Genomic DNA, 20,290 nt, shown 5'->3' with positions numbered 1-20,290 from the left:
TCGTGTACAGAGAAAAAACATATTACTGTTGCTGAACTTATTCAGCCAGATGTTGAAAAACAACTTGTTGATGCACTTTTTGAGGCAAATACGAATTGGCTTCAAGAGCACAATATCAGCCGAGAAAAATTACAATTAAGTGATAATTTCTACTATGGTGCAAATGGGATCGTTTTTGTATATCCGGTTTATGAACTCGCGTCTTATGCCGAAGGGATGACTGAATTAACATTGCCATATTCTGAGGCGGCTAAGTTCATTAAACCTGAGTATTTACCAAGTGTGCCAAGCTACAACATGTAAAATATGTGGTCTCTTCTCAGAATTGTGTGAAAGCTATTCGATATGAAGATGATCACTATATTTTTTAGTGTTAAGGGCTTACACTATAGCCAGTTTTTTACCCATATTATGATTAATTATGATCGACCCTAAGTTACTCAGAAATAATATTGAAGTCGTTAATGCAGCTTTGGCAAAACGTGGTGTTCAGCTAGATGTTCAAGAATGGGCGTCTTTAGAAACCCGCCGTAAAGACTTGCAATCAAAAACTGAAAAGTTACAGGCAGAGCGAAATGCCGGTGCTAAACAAGTGGGTCAGATTAAAAAATCCGGTGGTGATGCTTCCGAAATCATGGCTCGTATGCAAGCCATTGGTGATGAAATTAAAGCAGCTGAAGTTGCTTTATCAGAACTACAAAATGAGATTGAGCAAAAAGCGCTTAGCATTCCTAACTTACCAGACGAATCTGTTCCAGCTGGTAAGGATGAGAATGATAATGTTGAAATCTCAAAATGGGGTACACCTCGTCAGTTTGATTTTGAAATCAAAGATCATACTGATTTAGGCGAGTGGATGGGCGGACTAGAGTTCGAAACTGCGACTAAACTAACCGGTTCACGTTTTAGCGTGTTAAAGGGGCCTTTAGCTCGTCTACAACGTGCTTTAACTCAGTTCATGCTTGATACCCATACATTAAAGAATGGCTATACAGAAGCTTATGTGCCGTATTTGGTTAATGCTGACTCACTTCGTGGGACAGGACAATTACCAAAATTTGAAGAAGACTTATTTAAACTTCAAGGCGAAAAAGAGTACTACCTCATCCCTACAGCAGAAGTTCCTGTAACCAACTTTGTTCGTGATGAAATCATTGACGCAGATCGTTTGCCACTAAAATATTCGGCTCATACACCATGTTTCCGTAGTGAAGCAGGTTCTTATGGTCGTGATACGCGCGGTTTAATTCGTCAGCACCAGTTTGATAAAGTTGAAATGGTGCAGATTGTTAAACCTGAAACTTCTATGCAAGCACTTGAAGAACTCACTGCCCATGCAGAAGGTATTTTGCAAGCACTTGGTTTGCCATACCGCAAAATTTTGCTCTGTGGTGGTGATATGGGCTTCGGTGCAACGAAAACTTATGATTTAGAAGTTTGGGTTCCAAGCCAAAATACATATCGTGAGATTTCAAGCTGCTCTAATATGGGTGATTTCCAAGCACGTCGTATGAAAGCACGCTTCCGTGTGGATCAGAAGAAGACCGAATTGGTGCATACACTAAACGGTTCAGGTCTTGCAGTAGGTCGTACTTTGCTTGCAGTTATGGAAAATTACCAGCGCGAAGATGGTTCAATCGAGATTCCAGAAGTGTTACGCCCGTACATGGGCGGTGCAACGTTTATTGACTAAACTTTGCATCTAAATTGTGCACGTTTTTTGCTTAAACATAATCAGATGATTGATGTAGAGGTTTAAGGTGGATATTTTTCCAATCTCTTTAAAGTTGCAACAGCAACGTTGTCTGATTGTGGGCGGAGGGCATATTGCTTTACGCAAGGCAACTTTATTAGCTAAAGCAGGGGCAATAATTGATATTGTTGCCCCCGCAATTGAAGACCAACTTCTGCAATTAGTTACCACAACAAACGGCCAGTATTTTGCAGATGCTTTCTCTGAGAAATGTTTAAATACAGCTTATCGACTCGTCATTGCTGCAACCAATGATGCAGGGGTGAACAAATCAGTTTTTGAACACTGTGAAGCACGTAATTTACTTGTAAATAGCGTTGATGATATTCCACATTGCCGCTTTATGGTCCCTGCAATTATAGACCGTTCTCCATTAGTTATTTCTGTTGCTTCAAATGGGACATCTCCTGTCTTATCTCGTCAAATCCGTACACAGTTAGAGACATCTATTCCACATGGAATGGGACGGCTTGCCGATTTTTCAGGGAAATGGCGAAATCAGGTTAAAGCAAAAATTCCTAATCCAGATGAGCGTCGTATTTTTTGGGAAAACTTGTATGCAAGCCCCTTAAAAGAGCAAGTTTTTAATGACAATCTCGATGTTGCCAACAGTATGCTTGCACAAGCATTAGAGGCATGGAAAGCACCTAAAGGTGAAGTTTATTTAGTGGGAGCTGGTCCTGGAGACCCTGAACTACTTACCTTGAAAGCTTTACGTTTAATGCAGCAAGCAGATGTAGTTATTTATGATCGTTTAGTATCTCAACCGATTTTAGAGTTATGCCGCCGAGATGCGACAAAAATATATGTCGGTAAAGCTCGCTCAAATCACTCTGTTCCTCAAGATGGCATTAATGCTTTACTCGTTGAATATGCTCAACAAGGAAAGCGTGTTTGTCGTTTAAAGGGTGGTGATCCGTTTATTTTTGGGCGTGGTGGCGAAGAGATTCAAGAATTATTTCAAGCTGGGGTGCCATTTCAAGTGGTTCCAGGTATTACCGCAGCTTCAGGCTGTTCAGCTTACGCTGGTATTCCGCTTACTCATCGTGATTATGCCCAGAGCGTACGCTTTTTAACTGGCCATTTAAAAGAAGGTTCTCCAGAGCTACCTTGGAATGAGCTGATATATGAGAACCAGACTTTAGTTCTTTATATGGGCTTAGTAGGCTTAGAACGTCTTTGTGAGCAATTGATCGCACATGGTCAGCGCCCAGATATGCCAGTTGCATTGATTTCAAAAGGTACAACACCTGAGCAAAAAGTTGTGGTGGGGTCACTTGCTGATATTGCATCTAAAGTGACAGAACATCAAATTCATGCACCGACTCTCACGATTATTGGTGAGGTTGTACGTTTGCGTGAACAGTTACAGTGGAATTAGTCGGTTAGTAATTATCTTCGATTAAGTTAATGATTGCCTGAGCTAACCAACAAGTAATTTAAGTGAGTAATTAAGTGATTCATGTTGTTCTATACGAGCCGGAGATTCCTGCTAACACGGGTAATATTATTCGTTTATGTGCGAATACAGGCGCTCAATTGCATTTAGTTAAGCCTTTAGGTTTTGAGCTAGATGATAAAAAGCTTAAACGTGCAGGGCTTGATTATCATGAATGGGCAAGAATGCAGATTTGGGACAACATTGAAGCATGCCTTGCAGATTTAAAAGCAAAAGGTGTTGAGCATGTTTTTCCACTGACGACTAAAGGTTCAGCTACGCCTCATACAGTTGATTTAAACAGACCTGTTGCATTGTTAATGGGACCTGAAACGCGTGGTTTGCCTGAGCATGTCCGTCTCATGTTCCCTCAAGAGCAGTGGATTCGTTTACCAATGGCTGAAAACTCTAGAAGTTTAAACTTGTCTAATGCAACTGCAGTCATTGTGTATGAAGCATGGCGTCAGCAAGGCTTTAAAAATTTAGGTTAATTTGTTAACTCTTTAAATAAAAAATAGGGCCAGTAATGGCCTTATTTTTTTGTCTAAGTTTATTTAAGCATGTTCTAGTGTTTTTTCGTCATAGATAATCTGTGCTGCTAAAACTTGTTCAATATTAGTTTCAGCCCATTCTTTTAATTGATAAGCCATAGCAGCGACATTTTGGCCTAATGGTGTAAGTGAGTAGTCAACGCGAATGGGTGAAGTGTCTTGGATTTTACGTTCGATAAAACCGTCTCTTTCTAACATTTTTAACTTTTGTGACAACACTTTAGGGGAAATACCTTGAATATTCTTTTTGAGCAAATTGAAGTGCTGAGTTTCTTCCTCAAGAATATTTAATATGAGCAAAATCCACTTATCTGCAATTTTTTCAAAAAATAAGCGAGCAGGGCAATGTTGTTGAAAAACATTGTATTTTAGACATTCATTCATAGCATCTACCTACTTATTTTTAAAAAAATATACTAGTTACCAGATGGTAACTAATTGACACCTAGTTTCTAAAATATATCATAAAATGGAATTTAATAAAACACAGGTTTCTCCCATGTCTAATTCTAATATTGCGGTTGTATATTTCTCTGGTTACGGCCACACAAAAGTAGTTGCTGAAACTTTTGCTAATGAAATTAATGCTCAACTCATCCAGATTGATCAGGAAGGTAATATCACTGAACAAGATTGGGCAACATTAAACAATGCTAAAGGTATTGTTTTTGGTGCGCCGACTTATATGGGTACAGCACCATGGCAATTTAAAAAATTTGCTGATGCAACTTCAAAAGTTTGGTTCACACGTGGTTGGGAAGATAAAGTATTTGCAGGCTTTACCAACAGTGCAAGTCTAAATGGTGATAAACAAGTTACTCTGATTCAATTACAAACTTTAGCATCACAGCACGGTGGTATTTGGGTGAGTCTTGGATTGCCACCATCAAATACAAAAAGTGCAACACGTGAAGATATAAATAACTTAGGTGGTTCAGTAGGCTTACTTGTTCAGTCACCATCTGATGCAAGTGTAGATGAGATTCCAACAGGGGATTTGGAAACAGCAAAACTTTATGCAAAACGCGTACAAGGTATTGTAAATAAAATATTTGGATAATAAGTCCATAAAAAAGGCGCTTTAAGCGCCTTTTTTATTATTCATGCTCGTTATGTTGAGGAGCATTGTATTTAAAGCCTTTGGTTTTGTAAGCAAGATAACCTACACCCACCACTGCCCAAGCTAAGCCAATTTGTAAAGCAAGCTTGTCAATTTCTAACCACATTAAGAACACACTGGCAAAGCCAAGCGTTGGTACAATAATGTAATTAATAATATCTTTAATAGATTTGTTTTTACCATCTCTAAGCGCATAGCGCGAAATTACAGAGAAGTTTACAAAACTAAAAGCAGTTAAAGCCCCGAAACTAATCAAGTTGACGATATGTTCAAGGTCTAAAAAGCCAGCAGATAACGCAACTACACCAACAATAAGAATATTATAGGTTGGGGTGTGTAGTCTTGGACTGATATGACCAAACAACTTTTTGTTGATAACACCATCACGTCCCATTACATACATTAAACGAGATACGCCAGCATGTGCTGAAATACCTGATGCCATTACCGCAACCACAGCAAAATATAAAACTAATGTTTTAAATGCGATACTACCAATTGCTGCAACCATGACAGGTTGTGATTCATCTAATGGCTTAAAGTAAGTTGTTGGGTTACTTGGGAAATACAACTGGATAAAGTAAGTACTTATAATAAAAATTACACCGGCAAGTAATGCAGTTGAAAAAATCGCTTTTGGAAGCGTTCTTTCTGCATCTTTTGTTTCTTCGGCAAGTGAAGATAAAGCATCAAAACCTGTAAAAGAAAAGCAGAGTACCGTTGCACCACCAATCAAAGCACTAATAGAAGTCATGTCATTCCAAAAAGGAGTGAGAGACCATAATTCGGCTTTATCCGGGTTAAGCGTACCATCAGCATATACGCCTTGAGTAAGCAGGGTATACACTTGATAAACAAAGTAAAAAATAACGCCAAGCTGGATCACTACAATTGTACTGTTAAAGCGGGCAACAAAACGTGCACCGAATAAGTTAATAACAGTCATTAATGCAGTTAAGCCAATTACCCATAGCCAGTTATTTACTTCCGGAAACAAAGCTCTTAAATAAATATCGGCCAAAATAATATTGACGAGTGGTGAAAGTAGATAATCTAGCCAAGATGACCAACCCACCATAAAACCAACATTAGGGTGAATCGATTTTTGGGCATAGGTATATGCTGACCCTGAAGAAGGATAGCGTTTGATCATGTGTCCGTAACTGATCGACGTCAATAAAATTGCAACTAACGCAAAAATATAAGAAGTAGGTACATGACCACCACTTCGTTCTGATACTAAACCAAAAGTATCAAATAAAGTTAATGGCTGAATATAAGCTAAACCAATAATAATGATGTGCCAAAGCACAAGATTCTTTTGAAGTTTAGCTGTTGGTTTAGTCCCAGATAAGTTTGTCAACGGCGTTATCCTCATAATCGTTGATCAAGGATCAGCTTGGTGTTAAGGATCGTTTGAGACGAACGATCCCCCCTACTAAAAGATAAAGTGCGCCAATCTATCCTAAATTGATGCAAATTGTCAGTACTTTCGTGGTTTTTTTAGCAAATTTTTTGCCATATTTCCAAAGAAAATGATGAATTAAAGTTCATAGATATAAAAAAGGTCTGATTTGTTATAAAAATCAGACCCTTAAGTTTTACTTTGGAAATCTAAAACTTAGATTACCATGCTTTTTGTAAGATCTCGCGTAGATCTTTTAAATTCGCTTCTTTAGGATTGTAAATAATTGAGCCATCATTGAGTGCTTTTTCTGCAATTTCATCGAGCTGTGCTTCTGTGACTTTACCCGTTTCACGTAATGTGCGTGGTAACTTAGTTAAGCTAAATAATCGGTCACGCATTGCTAAAATAGTTGCGATGGCTCTATCTGCACGTTGAGGAGCAGGTGTTTGTGCATAAATATCTGCACCTGCAAGTGGCAATAGTAATTCACCAATTTTCTGACCATTCACTTGCTTATTATATTCAAGTACATAAGGTAAGAATAAGTTCATGCATAAACCGTGGGGTAGGTGAGCAACTGCACCTAAAGCATGTCCTAAAGAGTGTACAAGCCCTACCATTGAATTAGAAAATGCAATACCCGCCATAGTCGAGGCTTGTGCTAATTCCAAGCGACCTTGTGAGTCACTTGGATTATCCAAGACATGGAATAGATTTTCACTGATCTTTTTAATTCCGGCACTTGCATATGCGTCACTTATTGGATTTGCACCTAAGCATGTATAAGCCTCTACACAATGCGTTAAAGCATCCATACCTGTCATTGCAGTCAAATGGGCAGGTAGAGTAAGCGTCATGCGTGGATCTAAAATTGCAGCATGCGGCATTAGATAAGCAGAAGTGAAAGCTAATTTCACGTTTCGTTGAGTATCAGAAACAACTGCAACCATCGTCACTTCTGAACCAGTACCAGAAGTTGTTGGAATTACGAAAAATGGTTTCAATGGTTTAGGTAAGTTATGTGCACCAGAATATTGAAGAAGGTCATCTCCACCTTCTGAGACTAAAATATTGGTTGCTTTAGAGGTATCAATAACAGAGCCACCGCCTACAGCAATAATCGCATCACATTTGTTAATGCGATAAGCTTCTGCTGCAAGTCGGACTACTTCAAGGCTTGAGTCTGGTGGAACATCATCAAAAATATGACCAATGACGGCATCAGTTGTACTAAATGCAGCTTCAATCGGGTTGAGCAGGCCATTTGCACGGACACCTTTATCGGTAATGATAAGAGGGCGCTTTGCACCTAAAGTCGCAAGTTCAAACGGAATATGTTCTAACGCAGTATTACCAGCAATGACTTTTACAGGACAAAAAAATTCGTAATATGGTTTGGCCATGTTATGCGCTCCGCTTGAAGTAAGACTTAGCTACTTTTAAATAAATATTGGCAGCTTCGTTAAATTTTTCTTTTAGGGTGAGTTCGGTTGGGTATTCTTTAACTGCGAGTGATGCCACCAATTTGGGTAAAATAAGAGATTCCATTCTATTCAAGCAACGAACAAAGCGAATCCCTGCTGACACATCTCCATCTGCAATCATACGATCATGCGCATATGCTTGAGCTGTACTTTCCTGAAAAGAGAAAACCAAAAAAGCATGGGTGACATGCTTGAAAGTAATGGTTAAGTCAGGCTTTCTTTCAGGTCTTTTAAGCAACTCTAATTGTTTATCTTCTGTCACTCGTGCAAAAAATGCTGGTCCATTTGGGAAAACATTCATTGAAATTACAAAGTGAACTGGAAATTTGGAGATTTCCTCTTGTATTTCACTGTCTACTTGACTTGCCATGACTAAGCCACGTCCGATGACATCCATCATAAGCTTAACGTAGGCAAGTTGCAGAGTGGGCTTTACAGCTTTTGTCGAAATCACTTGCTATCCCTTCTTAAAATTATGCAAAAGCAATTTTAGAGTATTTACTCTAATCTATTTTTATTCCATCTTAAAGTCATTTATTCAAACTTGACTTTAGGGTCATTAAAGTGACCAGAGGTCTTAATATACTCAATAAAGTCCTGACAAAGTTGATCAAATGATGGACATGGAGTCACTAAATCTTGTATTCGAACCATTTCCAAACCTGCATAACCACAGGGGTTAATGGTTTGAAAACCTGTTAATGCACAGTCTAGGTTTAAAGCCAGACCATGGTAACTGCGTCCACGACGAATTTTAAAACCTAAGGAACCAATTTTTCTGTCATTTACATATACTCCTGGCGCATCAGGTTTTGCATATGCTTCTATATTGTATTTCTTTAATACATCTATCATAAATTGTTCAGCAAAACTGACCAACGTACGTACATTCCATTTCAGGCGATTAAGGTCAAACATAAAGTAAGCAACCAGTTGGCCTGGTCCGTGCCATGTTACTTGCCCACCGCGATCGGTTTGTACAACAGGAATATTTGATGGAATTAGAATATGTTCGGGCTTTCCTGCCTGACCTTGAGTTAATACATCATGATGTTGGAGTAACCAGAGTTCATCAGGCGTAGTTTCATCACGTTGATTGGTTAAGCTTTTCATCAATTCAAACTTGCTTTGATAATCTTGTAACTCGTTCCATTGTCGAATGATCAAGTTGGGTTTATCAAGGCTCATTAGAATATATTCCTATATGTTGGTTTAAGCTGTGCCCAGTTAGTATCTACAAGATAAAAGCCGAAAACGTTGTAATTTTAAAGGATTTTATAAAGGTAATTCTAAATATTTGTATTGTTTTTCATGAGAGTTTAACTTTAGATTTCAAAAAAATACCACAGTGAGTGTACCTAACTGTGGTATTGATTGAAGAACTTAAAATTAAAGCGCAGTTCTAATCTGCGGACAAGCAGCCAAGTCAGCATAAAGTGCATGAACTTGCTCTAATTCTTCAAAGCGCAATTGTGCTGTTAAAGAATGATACTTGCCGGTGCGAGATTCTTGAACTTTTAATGTTGAGTCGTCGAAGTCCGGGAAATGTTTCACCAAAATATCGACTACAGCAACACGTAATTCTTCACCCGCATCGCCAATAAGTTTAATTGGATAATCCATCGGAAATACCCAAAGATGTTCTTGTAGTTCGCGAGATGGAGTGCGGTCTAACATAAGTTACCTCATGATTTGAAACGCCTGCATTATCGCAGGCGTTTATAGCTCTATCTATTAAATGGGGCTTGGTTTTGAAATTTCAAGTTTTCAAAACTTAGTCATTTTCTAAGAAAGAACGTAAGTGTTCAGAACGAGAAGGGTGGCGTAATTTACGCAATGCTTTCGCCTCGATTTGACGAATACGTTCACGTGTTACATCAAACTGTTTACCCACTTCTTCTAAAGTATGATCGGTTGGCATATCAATACCAAAACGCATTTTTAATACTTTAGCTTCACGTTCAGTTAAGTTTTCTAAAACTTCACGAGTCGCTTCTTTTAAGCCTTCTGAAGTCGCAGCATCAATTGGAGAAGTGATGTTCTGGTCTTCAATGAAGTCCCCAAGATGTGAATCTTCATCATCACCAATTGGAGTTTCCATTGAGATTGGTTCTTTAGCAATTTTAAGAACCTTACGAACTTTAACCTCGTCCATTTCTAAACGTTCGCCTAACTCTTCTGGTGTAGGTTCACGGCCCATTTCCTGTAATAATTGACGCGATACACGGTTAATCTTGTTAATCGTTTCAATCATGTGTACAGGAATACGAATTGTACGTGCCTGATCGGCAATAGAACGGGTAATCGCCTGACGAATCCACCAAGTCGCGTAAGTCGAGAATTTATAACCACGACGATATTCAAACTTGTCTACAGCTTTCATCAAACCAATGTTCCCTTCTTGAATCAAGTCAAGGAACTGTAAACCACGGTTGGTATATTTTTTCGCAATCGAAATTACCAAACGAAGGTTGGCTTCTACCATTTCTTTTTTCGCACGACGAGCTTTGGCTTCACCAATTGCCATACGTTTAGAAATATCTTTAATTTCAGCAACACTTAAATTAAGTTCTTTCTCAATATCTGCAATCTTTTGCTGGAATGCTAGAACATCTGGGCGAACTTTTTCTAAATGAGCCTTAATTTCTGCAGGCGCTTTAGCAATTTGTTCATCTAACCAAGCTGGATTAGATTCTTGTTTCGGGAAAGATGTACGGAATTGAGTACGATCCATACGGCCACGACGTACTGCATAACGCATAATTTCACGTTCATTGGCACGAATCTGTTCATGCGTTCCGCGAATCATTTCTGAAATGATGTCAAATAAACGAGGAGTAAATTTAAACATCATAAATACGGTTGCTAAAGACTCAAGCGCTTCATTTGCTTCAGGGCTATTACGACCATGCTTTTCGATCACAGTTTTTGTTTGTGCCCATGCTGCTTCTAATTCGGTAAAACGAACTTTTGCAACTTCTGGGTCTGGACCTGAATCGCCTTCAGAATCGTCATCGCCTTCAGATTCTTCTTCTTCATCGTCATCATCAAGCTTAACTTCTTTAGTTGATGTTGAAGATGATGCTTCCTCTTCTTCAAGCTCTGCAACGTCTTCTAAAACCTCAGGAATCTCTTCATCTGTTTCCGGATCGAGATAACCAGATAAAATATCGGCAAGACGACGTTCGCCAGTTAAAAAATCATTATATTCTTTTAATACAACTTCAACGGCATTTGGCCAGTAAGCGATTGAATTAAGGACATCACGAATGCCTTCTTCAATACGTTTGGCAATGCTGATTTCACCTTCACGGGTTAATAGTTCTACTGTACCCATTTCACGCATGTACATACGTACAGGGTCTGTCGTACGTCCAGGCTCATTTTCAACAGATGCAAGTACGGCAGCAGCTTCTTCTTCCGCAACTTCGTCAGTTGCATCCGCTGATTCGCCGAACATAGTATCGTCAGATTCAGGTGCACGCTCGTGTACAGGAATACCAACGTCTTGAAGCATTTGAATAATGTCTTCAATCTGTTCGCTTTCAGTAATCGAGTCCGGCAGATGATCGTTAACCTCAGCGTAAGTTAAGTAACCTTGTTCTTTGCCTCGGCTAATCAGAGCCGCTACTTGAGAAGTAGGGGAATGCATATCGCTCATCTTTGCTTACTCTTTGTTGAATCTGTGGCAGTGAAAAACCGTGCATGATAGCACAATTTGCTTGAAATGTTTGGGCTTTGATCGGTGACTGTTAAATAAAAAATATCTTTGAATTCACGACTATTTTTTGAATATTGGGCTAAAATCATTTTTTTCAAGTTTATTTCATAGAAAAATTTGTAGAAATCTTCGATTATCAAAAGACGGTGGTGTTTTATAAATACACAATTTTTTGGGCGAAAAAAAGTACAAATGAGCAATTAAATGAAAAAAATATAAATAAAACTTGACAAGGAAAAGTAAGAAAGATAAATAGCGGCTAGACCCATTCACATTTTTTCATTATGAGGTAGTTTTAGTGTCTTCTACAGATTTTGAACTAGATGATAACTACGGCGATGATGATGATGTCGGTTTTGATGAGTCATCAGGCAAAATCAGTGCAAAAGAATCGTTGGAAAAACGTAGATTAATTGATGATCTATTGGCACAGCGCCGTTTAGAGCGTGAGTTGAAAGATTTCGATTACGATTTGGATGATGATGATCTTGATGATGAAGACTAATCAAAACTAAATAGGGCATCATCAGCTTAAGTGCTATGCTATCGTCAATTTCTTTTTAAAGTCAGGTAACACAATGAGTGCATTGGATTTAGACCAGTTAAGTGAATATCTAGATGGAGACCACAATGAGTATGGTCTAGACTTTGCTGCAACTCATGGATTTTTGTGTGCAATTGCAGTAGGTCCTCAATTTGACCGTTGGTTAGATGAATTATTTGATGGCAACCAGAAAAAGGTTCCAGCAGCGATCATTCAGCAAATCAAGGTTTGGTTAGAGTCGATTCGTCAAGATTTAGCAAATGAAAATGGAATTGAATTCCCATTTGAGGTTGAAGAAGCAGACGTTGAATCAAGCCTAGGTGATTGGAGCGTAGGGTTCGTTGATGCAGTGTTCTTAAACGAAGAGGCGTGGTTTACCCCTGAGTATGAAGAACAATTGGTTGATTTAACTTTACCGATCATGGTTTTTAGTGGAATTGATGAAGAAGATCCACAGATGGAATCTTTCCGTCGCAATGGACAGTTAATGGATGAACTGGCAGAAGAAATTCCAGATAATTTGAATGAATTATATTTGATGTACCATACTCCAAATTAATTTATTAGAAGAAATAATAAATAACGTCCTTTCTAGGGCGTTTTTTATGACCTGTATTTTTTAATTGAATTAAATAATTGAAATTATCATTTAAGACATTTTCTATATTCATATTGCGAGTCTATAACCTTAATTAGAGGTGGTGGATGCAACATATTTCGGCATTATAAAAATTGTTTAGTTGAATTTATCAAAACGAATTTTGAAAGGAATGCATTGTGTAAAAGGTGGGGAAGTCAAAGCTATTTTTATTGTTTAGTATAAATATATAAAGGCATTTAGAAAACTAAATGCCTTTATATTAAAAATTATAAACGTTTGCGTTTTGCAGCAGCAATTTGTGACTGACGCATACGGAAACCAGCTTTTTGTTTCTCAGTTGTTTTGTCGATACAGTACACGCAAGAAACACCATGTTCATAGCTTGGAAGTGCAGACTCTTCAGGAGTTAAAGGCCAGCCACAAGCATGACATTTAATGTTTGCGCCTTCTTCAACACCATGTGTTACCGCGGTACGTCCATCAAATACGAAACATTCACCTTCCCATAGACTTTCATCAGCTGGGGTTTCTTCTAGATATTTAAGAATACCGCCTTTGAGGTGATAAACTTCTTGAAAGCCTTCTTGAAGAAGGAGGGATGTTGATTTTTCACAGCGAATACCGCCTGTACAGAACATCGCAATTTTTTTATCTTTATGCTGTTCTAGCTCTTTCTTAACGTATTCAGGAAACTCGCGGAATGTTTCCGTTTTAGGATCAATTGCGCCTTTGAATGTACCCGCTTTATATTCATAGTCATTGCGTGTGTCGATCAGGATAACATCATCACGTGCAATTAAATCATTCCACTCTTTAGGGTCAAGGTAGTGACCTACTAAATCACGAGGTTTTACTTCTACCCCTAAAGTAACGATTTCTTTTTTAAGTTTAATTTTCATTTTACGGAAAGGTTTATCAGAGCTATGAGATTCTTTATATTCCATAGCGTTAAAACCTTCGTTTAGCAAAAATTGATGAAGTGCATCAATTCCTTCACGGTCCCCAGCAACGGTACCATTAATTCCTTCACCTGCTACAATCAGAGTTCCACACAGGTTAATTGTTTTCACTAAGTCTAAAAGACGTTGTTGAAGATCGGCAGGATCTTGAACTTCTTTAAATTGATATAGTGCTGCAACAACCCAACCTGCGGTCGCTTGCTGTTCTACAGGTGCAAGCTGTTCTACAGTAGCGTTCATGGAAAACTCCAAATGTATTAGTATAGAAATATAAGGCGCATATTTTAGCGCGAAAATTTGTAATAAGCGAGAAAACCATAAAAAGTATATGGTTTATTTAAGGAGTCTGTTTTGAGTAATGATCATCGAACGCTCTCTCTCACCCCATGTGCAGGGCGTTGTTCAACAGTTTTTGGTGATCAGGTTTGTCGTGGTTGTCGTCGTTTTAACCACGAGGTGATTCAGTGGAATACCTATACGGCAGAGCAGCGTTTGGCTGTCTGGAAGCGCTTAGATGATCAATTAGACCAAATTTTGGTACCTATGTTACCTCAAGCAAATTTACAGCATGTAGAAGGTTTTATATTAAGTAAGCGTGTTCGGTTAATGGAAGGGGCGAGTAAAGGTCGTAGGCTTTATCATGCCTTAAAAATATGTGAAAAAAATAAACATCTCGCATCTGAAAGTGGTTTGGGAATTTCAGAAGCGCAAGTTAAAGAAATATGGACTGAATTTGAAAGACGTGTTTTAGCTTTGGCTAAAGCGAGCTATGAATTGGCGTGGCTCCGAGCTGATGGAATCAGCCATCATCTTTTAAAGATATTTGAAGAAGAATAGTTTTTATAGAACTTCTTTATAAAAAAAGCTGCCATGAGGCAGCTTTTTTACATTAATTTTCTTTCGAATATTAACGCTTGATGTCACGTTGAACTTCACCAGTGTAAAGTTGACGTGGACGACCAATTTTGTAAGGACCGCTGTGCATTTCTAACCAATGGCTGATCCAGCCAACTGTACGTGCAAGAGCGAAGATTACAGTAAACATTTCTGTTGGGATACCAATCGCTTTAAGGATGATACCAGAGTAGAAGTCTACGTTAGGGTAAAGTTTACGCTCAACAAAGTACGGGTCGTTCAATGCGATGCGCTCAAGTTCCATAGCAAGTGCTAATTGAGGATCGTTGATACCTAAAGCTTCAAGAACTTCGTCACAAGTTTGTTTCATGACTTTAGCACGTGGGTCAAAGTTTTTGTAAACGCGGTGACCGAAGCCCATAAGTTTAACTTCTTTGCGTTTAACTTTTTCCATGAACTCAGCAACGTTTTCAACGCTACCAATTTCATCAAGCATTTTAAGAACTGCTTCGTTCGCGCCACCGTGTGCAGGTCCCCAAAGAGCAGAGATACCAGCAGAGATACATGCATATGGGTTCGCACCAGTAGAACCAGCAAGACGAACTGTAGAAGTAGACGCATTTTGTTCGTGGTCAGCATGAAGCGTGAAAATACGATCCATTGCGCGAGCAAGAACTGGGTTTACTTTGTAGTCGCGGTCAGCAGGAGTTGCAAACATCATGTGCAAGAAGTTTTCCGCGTAGCTTAAATCGTTACGTGGATAGATGAATGGCTGACCTACTGTGTATTTGTAACTCCAAGCAGCAAGTGTTGGAATTTTTGCAATTAAGCGAATTGCAGTAATTTCACGGTGGTTAATATCTTCAATATCGAGATTGTTGTGATAGAACGCAGATAATGCACCAACAACACCAACCATGATTGCCATAGGGTGAGCATCACGACGGAAACCATTGAAGAAACGGCTAACTTGATCGTGAACCATAGTGTGAGCACGAACTTTCGTATCAAACTCAACTTTTTGTTCAGCAGTTGGGAGCTCGCCATTTAATAATAAATAACAAGTTTCAAGATAGTCTGCTTGAGTTGCTAACTGGTCAATTGGGTAACCGCGGTGTAATAAAATACCTTTGTCACCATCAATGAAAGTAATTTTAGATTCGCATGCGGCTGTCGCCATAAAACCAGGATCGAAAGTAAAATGACCTTCTTTCAGTATGCTGCTCACATCAATTACATCTGGACCTAAAGTGCCACTGTAGATTGGTAATCCAATTTCTTTGCCATCAAGATGTAATACGGCTTTTTTGCCATTTGCTTCAGACATTCAATAGATCTCCTGTCCTGGTGAATGATTATCTGACTCGAAATCCTAATTTTCTCATGTGCGAATCAGACGGTGTCAAAATTTGCTATAAGATTAGTGAGTACTGAAATTTTGTCAATTATACTTATGGATAAAAAATGACGATCCCACAGAGAGTTAGTCATCAAGACCCGAGCAAAAAAGTCAGTAAAATCACTGCATCGGGATGGTATCATAAGTCAATTCAATAAGAACGTGCAGAAAAAAAATGAAGGGTCAGTACAATTGTAAGCAAATTTTTAAATAAAAATTAAGAATCAAAAGTAGTTATAAAATGCCAATCCACTTAAAAAAATTATAAAACTCAGTCTCTAATTTAAAATTGTGATTAAAAAAATGCTTGATTATCGCTATTTGATAATTCTAAAAATTGTGCTTTTTTTAAGTTCGATTGTATAAAAAATAGCTTGTTGATCATGTTTGAAAAACTAAAACTCATTTTTTGTAAAAATACTGCTCATTGTTAACAGTCAAGTAGTGCTTTATTAATTTTAAAGTAAATGAGGATAGTCTCTGTTATATTCATAAATGTGAATCAAATTAGGGGCTAAGGGTGGATTTTATCTATATTTTAGCCATAGAGTGATGATTTATTAACTTTATCTTTAGTCTAAAGTTCACTTATTTTAAATAAAACAGTAGAAAAGATATTTTTTATAAAAGATGATGTTAAACAAATACATGTTGTGTTTGATCTTAACTTTTGGATAGGGAAGACTACTGTTTGGCTATGTGAATGATTCTTATTTGATGAGTTTTTGCAGAAAAGGCAAAGTGGATTGTTTGTATTTTGATATTTCGCGTTTTATAATTCAGTGTCGTTTATAGGTTAGGCATGAGCTGTGCTTGCCTAACAATGCCAGCTTTCCTTGGAATTAATTCAACAAACTCCGGTCGGAGTTTCTACCTACAGGATGCCCGCTGTGAAAAGCAACAGACCTGTCAATTTGTCCATGGGTCAGGTGTTAGCGGTAAATTTACGCTCACCCGTGGCTATTGCATCAATTTTACACCGTTTATCAGGTGTCATCGTTTTCTTATTAGTACCAGTTCTATTATGGATTTTAGATAAATCATTATCTTCACCAGAAGGATTTGACTACGTTAAAAATGTCGTGTTTGGAAATATCCTTGTACGTTTTATCGTTTGGGTATTTGTAGCCGGCTTATTATTCCACTTTATTGCTGGAGTAAAGCACTTACTTGCAGATTTAGGTTTTGCTGAAGAACTGCAAAGTGGTCGTATTGCAGCGACAATTTCATTGATCTTATCTGTGGTAGCCATTATCGCAGCCTTTGTATGGATTATGTTCTAATGAAAAGTGCTACAGGTTTAACAGGTTCAGGTTCTCGTGATTGGTTTATCCAGCGTGTAAGTGCTGTAGTCTTGGCAGCTTATACTGTTGTTCTTTTTGGTTGGATTCTCTGCAAAGGCGGATTTGACTATCAACAATGGGCTGGCTTCATGATGACATTACCAATGAAGATTTTTTCTTTATTGGCAATTTTGTCGCTTATCGCACACGCATGGATTGGTATGTGGCAGGTTTTCACTGACTATGTCACTACTCGTCAAATGGGTCCTTCAGCGAAAGGTTTACGCCTTGTACTGACGACGGCTGTCATTATTGCAGTGTTTGTGTACGCAATCTGGGGTATCCAGATTTTCTGGGCGAATTGATAGGAAGATATCATGGGCGCGATAACCCCTAAAGAAGATTATTCAAATATTCAAAACCTCACTTTCGATGCTGTTATCGTTGGTGGTGGTGGTTCTGGTATGCGTGCATCTTACCAACTCGCTCAAGCGGGTTTGAAAGTTGCGGTACTTACTAAAGTTTTCCCGACACGTTCGCACACTGTAGCTGCTCAAGGTGGTATCGGTGCGTCGTTAGGTAATATGCAAGAAGATAACTGGCATTTCCATTTTTACGACACAGTAAAAGGTTCTGACTGGTTAGGTGACCAAGACGCAATTGAGTTTATGTGTCGTGAAGCACCAAAAGTTGTATATGAACTAGAACACATGGGTATGCCATTTGACCGTAACGCCGATGGTACAATTTACCAACGTCCGTTTGGTGGTCACTCTGCGAACTATGGTGATAAACCAGTTCCACGTGCTTGTGCTGCTGCTGACCGTACTGGTCACGCATTATTACACACGCTTTATCAAAGCAACGTGAAAATGGGTACTCAATTCTTCGTTGAATGGATCGCGCTTGACTTGATCCGTAATGAAGCAGGTGATGTGTTAGGTGTAACTGCAATTGACCAAGAAACTGGCAACATTGCAGTATTCCAAGCCAAGGCAACATTGTTTGCAACTGGTGGTGCTGGTCGTGTTTACCGTGCATCAACAAACGCGTATATCAATACTGGTGACGGTCTTGGTATGGCTGCTCGTGCTGGTATTCCATTACAAGATATGGAATTCTGGCAGTTCCACCCTACAGGTGTTGCGGGCGCAGGCGTATTGTTAACTGAAGGTTGTCGTGGTGAAGGTGCGATCCTTCGTAACAAAGACGGCGAACCGTTCATGGAGCGTTATGCACCGACTTTAAAAGACTTGGCTCCACGTGACTTCGTATCACGCTCTATGGACCAAGAAATTAAAGAAGGTCGTGGTTGTGGTCCAAAAGGTGATTATATCTTGCTTGATATGACTCACTTAGGTGCTGACACAATCATGAAGCGTTTACCATCTGTATTTGAGATTGGTAAAAAATTCGCGAACGTTGACATTACTAAAGAACCAATTCCAGTAGTACCAACAATCCATTACCAAATGGGTGGTATTCCTACGAATATGCATGGTCAAGTGTGTTTACCAGAAGTTGGTACAGACAACTACACTAAACCTGTAAAAGGTTTCTATGCAATTGGCGAATGTTCTTGTGTATCAGTACATGGTGCAAACCGTTTAGGTACTAACTCACTTCTTGACTTGGTTGTATTTGGTAAGGCTGCTGGTGAGCACATTATCGATTACGTAACTAAGCACCATGGTGATGAATATGCACCGCTTCCAACAAACGTATTAGAGCAAACATTAGATCGCGTACGTAAGTTGGATGAATCAACTTCTGGTGAAAATGCACAAGAAGTTGCTGATGCAATTCGTGATATCGTTCAAGATCACGCGGGTGTATTCCGTACTCAAGCTTTGCTTGATAAAGGTGTAAAAGAGATTCTTGCTCTTGAGCCACGTGTACGTAACATTCACTTGAAAGATAAATCTAAAGTATTTAACACTGCACGTGTTGAAGCGCTTGAAGTTGAAAACTTATATGAAGTTGCAAAAGCTACATTAATTTCAGCTGCTGCGCGTAAAGAGTGTCGTGGTGCGCATACGGTAGTTGATTATGAATTACCAGCTGATCACCCAACTTATTCATACGGTCGCCGTGATGATGAGTGGATGAAGCATACTTTATGGTATTCATCAGACAACCGTTTGGAATATAAGCCAGTGCGCTTCAAACCGTTGACTGTTGATGCAATTCCGCCAGCACCACGTACATTCTAATCGGGAGTATAAAGATGAGTAGAGGTACTCGTACATTCGAAATCTACCGCTATGATCCTGATAAGGATAAAGCGCCGTACATGCAAACTTTCAAGCTTGAATTGACTGATAAGCACCGTATGTTGCTTGATGCATTACTTGCATTGAAAGTTCAAGACGAAACATTGACATTCCGTCGTTCTTGCCGTGAAGGTATTTGTGGTTCGGATGGTGTGAATATCAATGGTAAAAATGGTTTGGCTTGTTTATGGAATTTAAACGACCTGCCTGAAAAAATTGTAATTCGTCCATTACCAGGTTTGCCGGTTATTAAAGATTTGGTTGTTGATATGAACCAATTCTATGATCAATATGACAAAATTCAGCCATTCTTGATCAATAACCAGCCAGCTCCACCGAAAGAGCGTTTACAGTCTCCTGAAGAGCGTGAACACTTGAACGGTTTGTATGAATGTATTCTTTGTGCATGTTGTTCAACTTCATGTCCATCATTCTGGTGGAACCCTGATAAATTCTTGGGTCCTTCAGCATTGTTGAATGCATACCGTTTTATTATCGATTCTCGTGATACTGCAACTGCAGACCGTTTGGCTCGTCTTGACGATCCATTCAGTTTGTTCCGTTGTAAAGGTATTATGAACTGTGTGTCAGTATGTCCTAAAGGTTTGAATCCAACAAAAGCTATCGGTCACATCCGTAACATGTTGTTAGATCAAGCGGGTTAATTCTGCGCAAATAGGAAACGCACATCCTTGATGTGCGTTTTTTTTTAACTTTATAATACGCTTCTTATACTTTAGTCTGTAAAAGAGAGGTTTTTATATCAAGCGCCATATATTAATAGATAAAATTGGATATGTATTTCGCCAGTTTATGGATGGTATGTGTCAAAAAAATCAATCGTTCGTTAAGAACATGATACGATTTGCCACAAAGTTATAGGCGAAAAAAGCGTATACTA

The 20,290-nt window shown here is 38.8% G+C and carries 20 protein-coding genes and 1 pseudogene; 12 read left to right on the top strand and 9 right to left on the bottom strand.

All coding sequences use genetic code 11. From position 1 onward, the window contains the following. Positions 1 to 12: 12 nt before the first annotated feature. The 4 genes and pseudogenes from ABLB96_RS17225 to ABLB96_RS17210 form a co-directional block, all read left to right on the top strand. Positions 13 to 303, top strand: a pseudogene (locus tag ABLB96_RS17225) (RsiV family protein); the annotation flags it as partial. Between the two features lie 118 nt (positions 304 to 421). Then, complete coding sequence (gene serS / locus ABLB96_RS17220; RefSeq protein ID WP_348898234.1) at positions 422 to 1,693, top strand: serine--tRNA ligase; 1,272 nt, start codon at positions 422 to 424, stop codon at positions 1,691 to 1,693. Positions 1,694 to 1,760: 67 nt separating this feature from the next. Next, entirely contained in the window at positions 1,761 to 3,134 is a 1,374-nt protein-coding gene (gene cysG, locus ABLB96_RS17215) for a siroheme synthase CysG (RefSeq protein WP_348898233.1), read from the top strand. A gap of 74 nt (positions 3,135 to 3,208) precedes the next feature. Further along, entirely contained in the window at positions 3,209 to 3,682 is a 474-nt protein-coding gene (locus ABLB96_RS17210; protein WP_087606826.1) for a tRNA (cytidine(34)-2'-O)-methyltransferase, read from the top strand. A 63-nt stretch (positions 3,683 to 3,745) separates the two neighbouring features. Here the strand turns inward: ABLB96_RS17210 and ABLB96_RS17205 are convergent, their stop codons facing one another. Further along, positions 3,746 to 4,126, bottom strand: coding sequence for a helix-turn-helix domain-containing protein (locus tag ABLB96_RS17205; protein ID WP_348898232.1), 381 nt, complete (start codon positions 4,124 to 4,126; stop codon positions 3,746 to 3,748). A gap of 115 nt (positions 4,127 to 4,241) precedes the next feature. On the opposite strand from ABLB96_RS17205, the gene ABLB96_RS17200 reads away from it, so the two are divergent. Next, positions 4,242 to 4,802: a flavodoxin family protein gene (locus ABLB96_RS17200; RefSeq protein ID WP_348898231.1), complete on the top strand. Its 561-nt coding sequence runs from the start codon at positions 4,242 to 4,244 to the stop codon at positions 4,800 to 4,802. 37 nt (positions 4,803 to 4,839) lie between these two features. Here the strand turns inward: ABLB96_RS17200 and ABLB96_RS17195 are convergent, their stop codons facing one another. The 6 genes from ABLB96_RS17195 to rpoD all read right to left on the bottom strand — a co-directional run bounded on the left by ABLB96_RS17195 (position 4,840) and on the right by rpoD (position 11,415). Next, positions 4,840 to 6,225 carry an APC family permease gene (locus ABLB96_RS17195; RefSeq protein WP_080961315.1) on the bottom strand — a complete coding sequence of 462 codons (1,386 nt, stop codon included), beginning with the start codon at positions 6,223 to 6,225 and terminating at the stop codon, positions 4,840 to 4,842. A gap of 263 nt (positions 6,226 to 6,488) precedes the next feature. Further along, entirely contained in the window at positions 6,489 to 7,673 is a 1,185-nt protein-coding gene (locus ABLB96_RS17190) for an iron-containing alcohol dehydrogenase (RefSeq protein WP_348898230.1), read from the bottom strand. A gap of 1 nt (position 7,674) precedes the next feature. Further along, complete coding sequence (locus tag ABLB96_RS17185; protein WP_263032308.1) at positions 7,675 to 8,208, bottom strand: hypothetical protein; 534 nt, start codon at positions 8,206 to 8,208, stop codon at positions 7,675 to 7,677. Positions 8,209 to 8,288: 80 nt separating this feature from the next. Further along, positions 8,289 to 8,942, bottom strand: a complete 654-nt coding sequence (gene lipB / locus ABLB96_RS17180) for a lipoyl(octanoyl) transferase LipB (RefSeq protein ID WP_348898229.1) — start codon at positions 8,940 to 8,942, stop codon at positions 8,289 to 8,291. A 201-nt stretch (positions 8,943 to 9,143) separates the two neighbouring features. Further along, entirely contained in the window at positions 9,144 to 9,431 is a 288-nt protein-coding gene (locus ABLB96_RS17175) for a YbeD family protein (protein WP_016143210.1), read from the bottom strand. A 97-nt stretch (positions 9,432 to 9,528) separates the two neighbouring features. Next, positions 9,529 to 11,415, bottom strand: coding sequence for an RNA polymerase sigma factor RpoD (gene rpoD / locus ABLB96_RS17170; RefSeq protein ID WP_348898228.1), 1,887 nt, complete (start codon positions 11,413 to 11,415; stop codon positions 9,529 to 9,531). Positions 11,416 to 11,773: 358 nt separating this feature from the next. Between rpoD and ABLB96_RS17165 the strand changes: the two genes are divergently transcribed. Next, positions 11,774 to 11,980 carry a PA3496 family putative envelope integrity protein gene (locus ABLB96_RS17165; RefSeq protein ID WP_000099358.1) on the top strand — a complete coding sequence of 69 codons (207 nt, stop codon included), beginning with the start codon at positions 11,774 to 11,776 and terminating at the stop codon, positions 11,978 to 11,980. Positions 11,981 to 12,053: 73 nt separating this feature from the next. Then, on the top strand, positions 12,054 to 12,578 hold the full coding sequence (locus ABLB96_RS17160; RefSeq protein WP_348898227.1) for a YecA family protein: 525 nt from the start codon (positions 12,054 to 12,056) through the stop codon (positions 12,576 to 12,578). Between the two features lie 308 nt (positions 12,579 to 12,886). Here ABLB96_RS17160 and ABLB96_RS17155 read toward each other — a convergent pair whose 3' ends face one another. Continuing rightward, a complete protein-coding gene (locus tag ABLB96_RS17155) occupies positions 12,887 to 13,819 on the bottom strand; it encodes a rhodanese-related sulfurtransferase (protein WP_348898226.1) in 933 nt (310 codons plus the stop codon). A gap of 111 nt (positions 13,820 to 13,930) precedes the next feature. Here ABLB96_RS17155 and ABLB96_RS17150 point away from each other — a divergent pair, with 111 nt between their 5' ends. Further along, a complete protein-coding gene (locus tag ABLB96_RS17150; protein ID WP_348898224.1) occupies positions 13,931 to 14,416 on the top strand; it encodes a DUF1289 domain-containing protein in 486 nt (161 codons plus the stop codon). A 70-nt stretch (positions 14,417 to 14,486) separates the two neighbouring features. Here the strand turns inward: ABLB96_RS17150 and gltA are convergent, their stop codons facing one another. Next, positions 14,487 to 15,761 carry a citrate synthase gene (gltA, locus tag ABLB96_RS17145; RefSeq protein ID WP_004705890.1) on the bottom strand — a complete coding sequence of 425 codons (1,275 nt, stop codon included), beginning with the start codon at positions 15,759 to 15,761 and terminating at the stop codon, positions 14,487 to 14,489. 953 nt (positions 15,762 to 16,714) lie between these two features. Between gltA and sdhC the strand changes: the two genes are divergently transcribed. Genes sdhC through ABLB96_RS17125 form a run of 4 tightly spaced genes read left to right on the top strand, consistent with a single transcriptional unit; the run spans position 16,715 to position 20,054 of the window. Beyond that, a complete protein-coding gene (sdhC, locus tag ABLB96_RS17140) occupies positions 16,715 to 17,116 on the top strand; it encodes a succinate dehydrogenase, cytochrome b556 subunit (RefSeq protein WP_003655453.1) in 402 nt (133 codons plus the stop codon). Continuing rightward, positions 17,116 to 17,481: a succinate dehydrogenase, hydrophobic membrane anchor protein gene (gene sdhD, locus ABLB96_RS17135; protein WP_000833672.1), complete on the top strand. Its 366-nt coding sequence runs from the start codon at positions 17,116 to 17,118 to the stop codon at positions 17,479 to 17,481. The genes sdhC and sdhD overlap by 1 nt, the downstream gene beginning before the upstream one ends. Positions 17,482 to 17,493: 12 nt before the next feature. Next, the gene (gene sdhA / locus ABLB96_RS17130) at positions 17,494 to 19,329 is read left to right on the top strand and encodes a succinate dehydrogenase flavoprotein subunit (protein WP_204085423.1); all 1,836 of its coding nucleotides are present in this window, start codon (positions 17,494 to 17,496) and stop codon (positions 19,327 to 19,329) included. Positions 19,330 to 19,343: 14 nt separating this feature from the next. Next, the gene (locus ABLB96_RS17125; RefSeq protein WP_004705893.1) at positions 19,344 to 20,054 is read left to right on the top strand and encodes a succinate dehydrogenase iron-sulfur subunit; all 711 of its coding nucleotides are present in this window, start codon (positions 19,344 to 19,346) and stop codon (positions 20,052 to 20,054) included. Positions 20,055 to 20,290 lie beyond the last annotated feature (236 nt).

This window comes from Acinetobacter sp. XH1741, assembly GCF_041021895.1.
Classification (GTDB): domain Bacteria; phylum Pseudomonadota; class Gammaproteobacteria; order Pseudomonadales; family Moraxellaceae; genus Acinetobacter.
This window is presented reverse-complemented; position numbering and strand designations above follow the sequence as displayed.

What these genes read in the sequence shown, in the direction of transcription:
- serS (WP_348898234.1), top strand. Translation starts at nt 422, where the DNA reads ATGATCGACCCTAAGTTACTCAGAAATAATATTGAAGTCGTTAATGCA.
- ABLB96_RS17205 (WP_348898232.1), bottom strand. Translation starts at nt 4,126, where the DNA reads ATGAATGAATGTCTAAAATACAATGTTTTTCAACAACATTGCCCTGCT.
- ABLB96_RS17200 (WP_348898231.1), top strand. Translation starts at nt 4,242, where the DNA reads ATGTCTAATTCTAATATTGCGGTTGTATATTTCTCTGGTTACGGCCAC.
- ABLB96_RS17190 (WP_348898230.1), bottom strand. Translation starts at nt 7,673, where the DNA reads ATGGCCAAACCATATTACGAATTTTTTTGTCCTGTAAAAGTCATTGCT.
- lipB (WP_348898229.1), bottom strand. Translation starts at nt 8,942, where the DNA reads ATGAGCCTTGATAAACCCAACTTGATCATTCGACAATGGAACGAGTTA.
- ABLB96_RS17175 (WP_016143210.1), bottom strand. Translation starts at nt 9,431, where the DNA reads ATGTTAGACCGCACTCCATCTCGCGAACTACAAGAACATCTTTGGGTA.
- rpoD (WP_348898228.1), bottom strand. Translation starts at nt 11,415, where the DNA reads ATGAGCGATATGCATTCCCCTACTTCTCAAGTAGCGGCTCTGATTAGC.
- ABLB96_RS17160 (WP_348898227.1), top strand. Translation starts at nt 12,054, where the DNA reads ATGAGTGCATTGGATTTAGACCAGTTAAGTGAATATCTAGATGGAGAC.
- ABLB96_RS17155 (WP_348898226.1), bottom strand. Translation starts at nt 13,819, where the DNA reads ATGAACGCTACTGTAGAACAGCTTGCACCTGTAGAACAGCAAGCGACC.
- gltA (WP_004705890.1), bottom strand. Translation starts at nt 15,761, where the DNA reads ATGTCTGAAGCAAATGGCAAAAAAGCCGTATTACATCTTGATGGCAAA.
- sdhC (WP_003655453.1), top strand. Translation starts at nt 16,715, where the DNA reads ATGCCCGCTGTGAAAAGCAACAGACCTGTCAATTTGTCCATGGGTCAG.
- sdhD (WP_000833672.1), top strand. Translation starts at nt 17,116, where the DNA reads ATGAAAAGTGCTACAGGTTTAACAGGTTCAGGTTCTCGTGATTGGTTT.
- sdhA (WP_204085423.1), top strand. Translation starts at nt 17,494, where the DNA reads ATGGGCGCGATAACCCCTAAAGAAGATTATTCAAATATTCAAAACCTC.
- ABLB96_RS17125 (WP_004705893.1), top strand. Translation starts at nt 19,344, where the DNA reads ATGAGTAGAGGTACTCGTACATTCGAAATCTACCGCTATGATCCTGAT.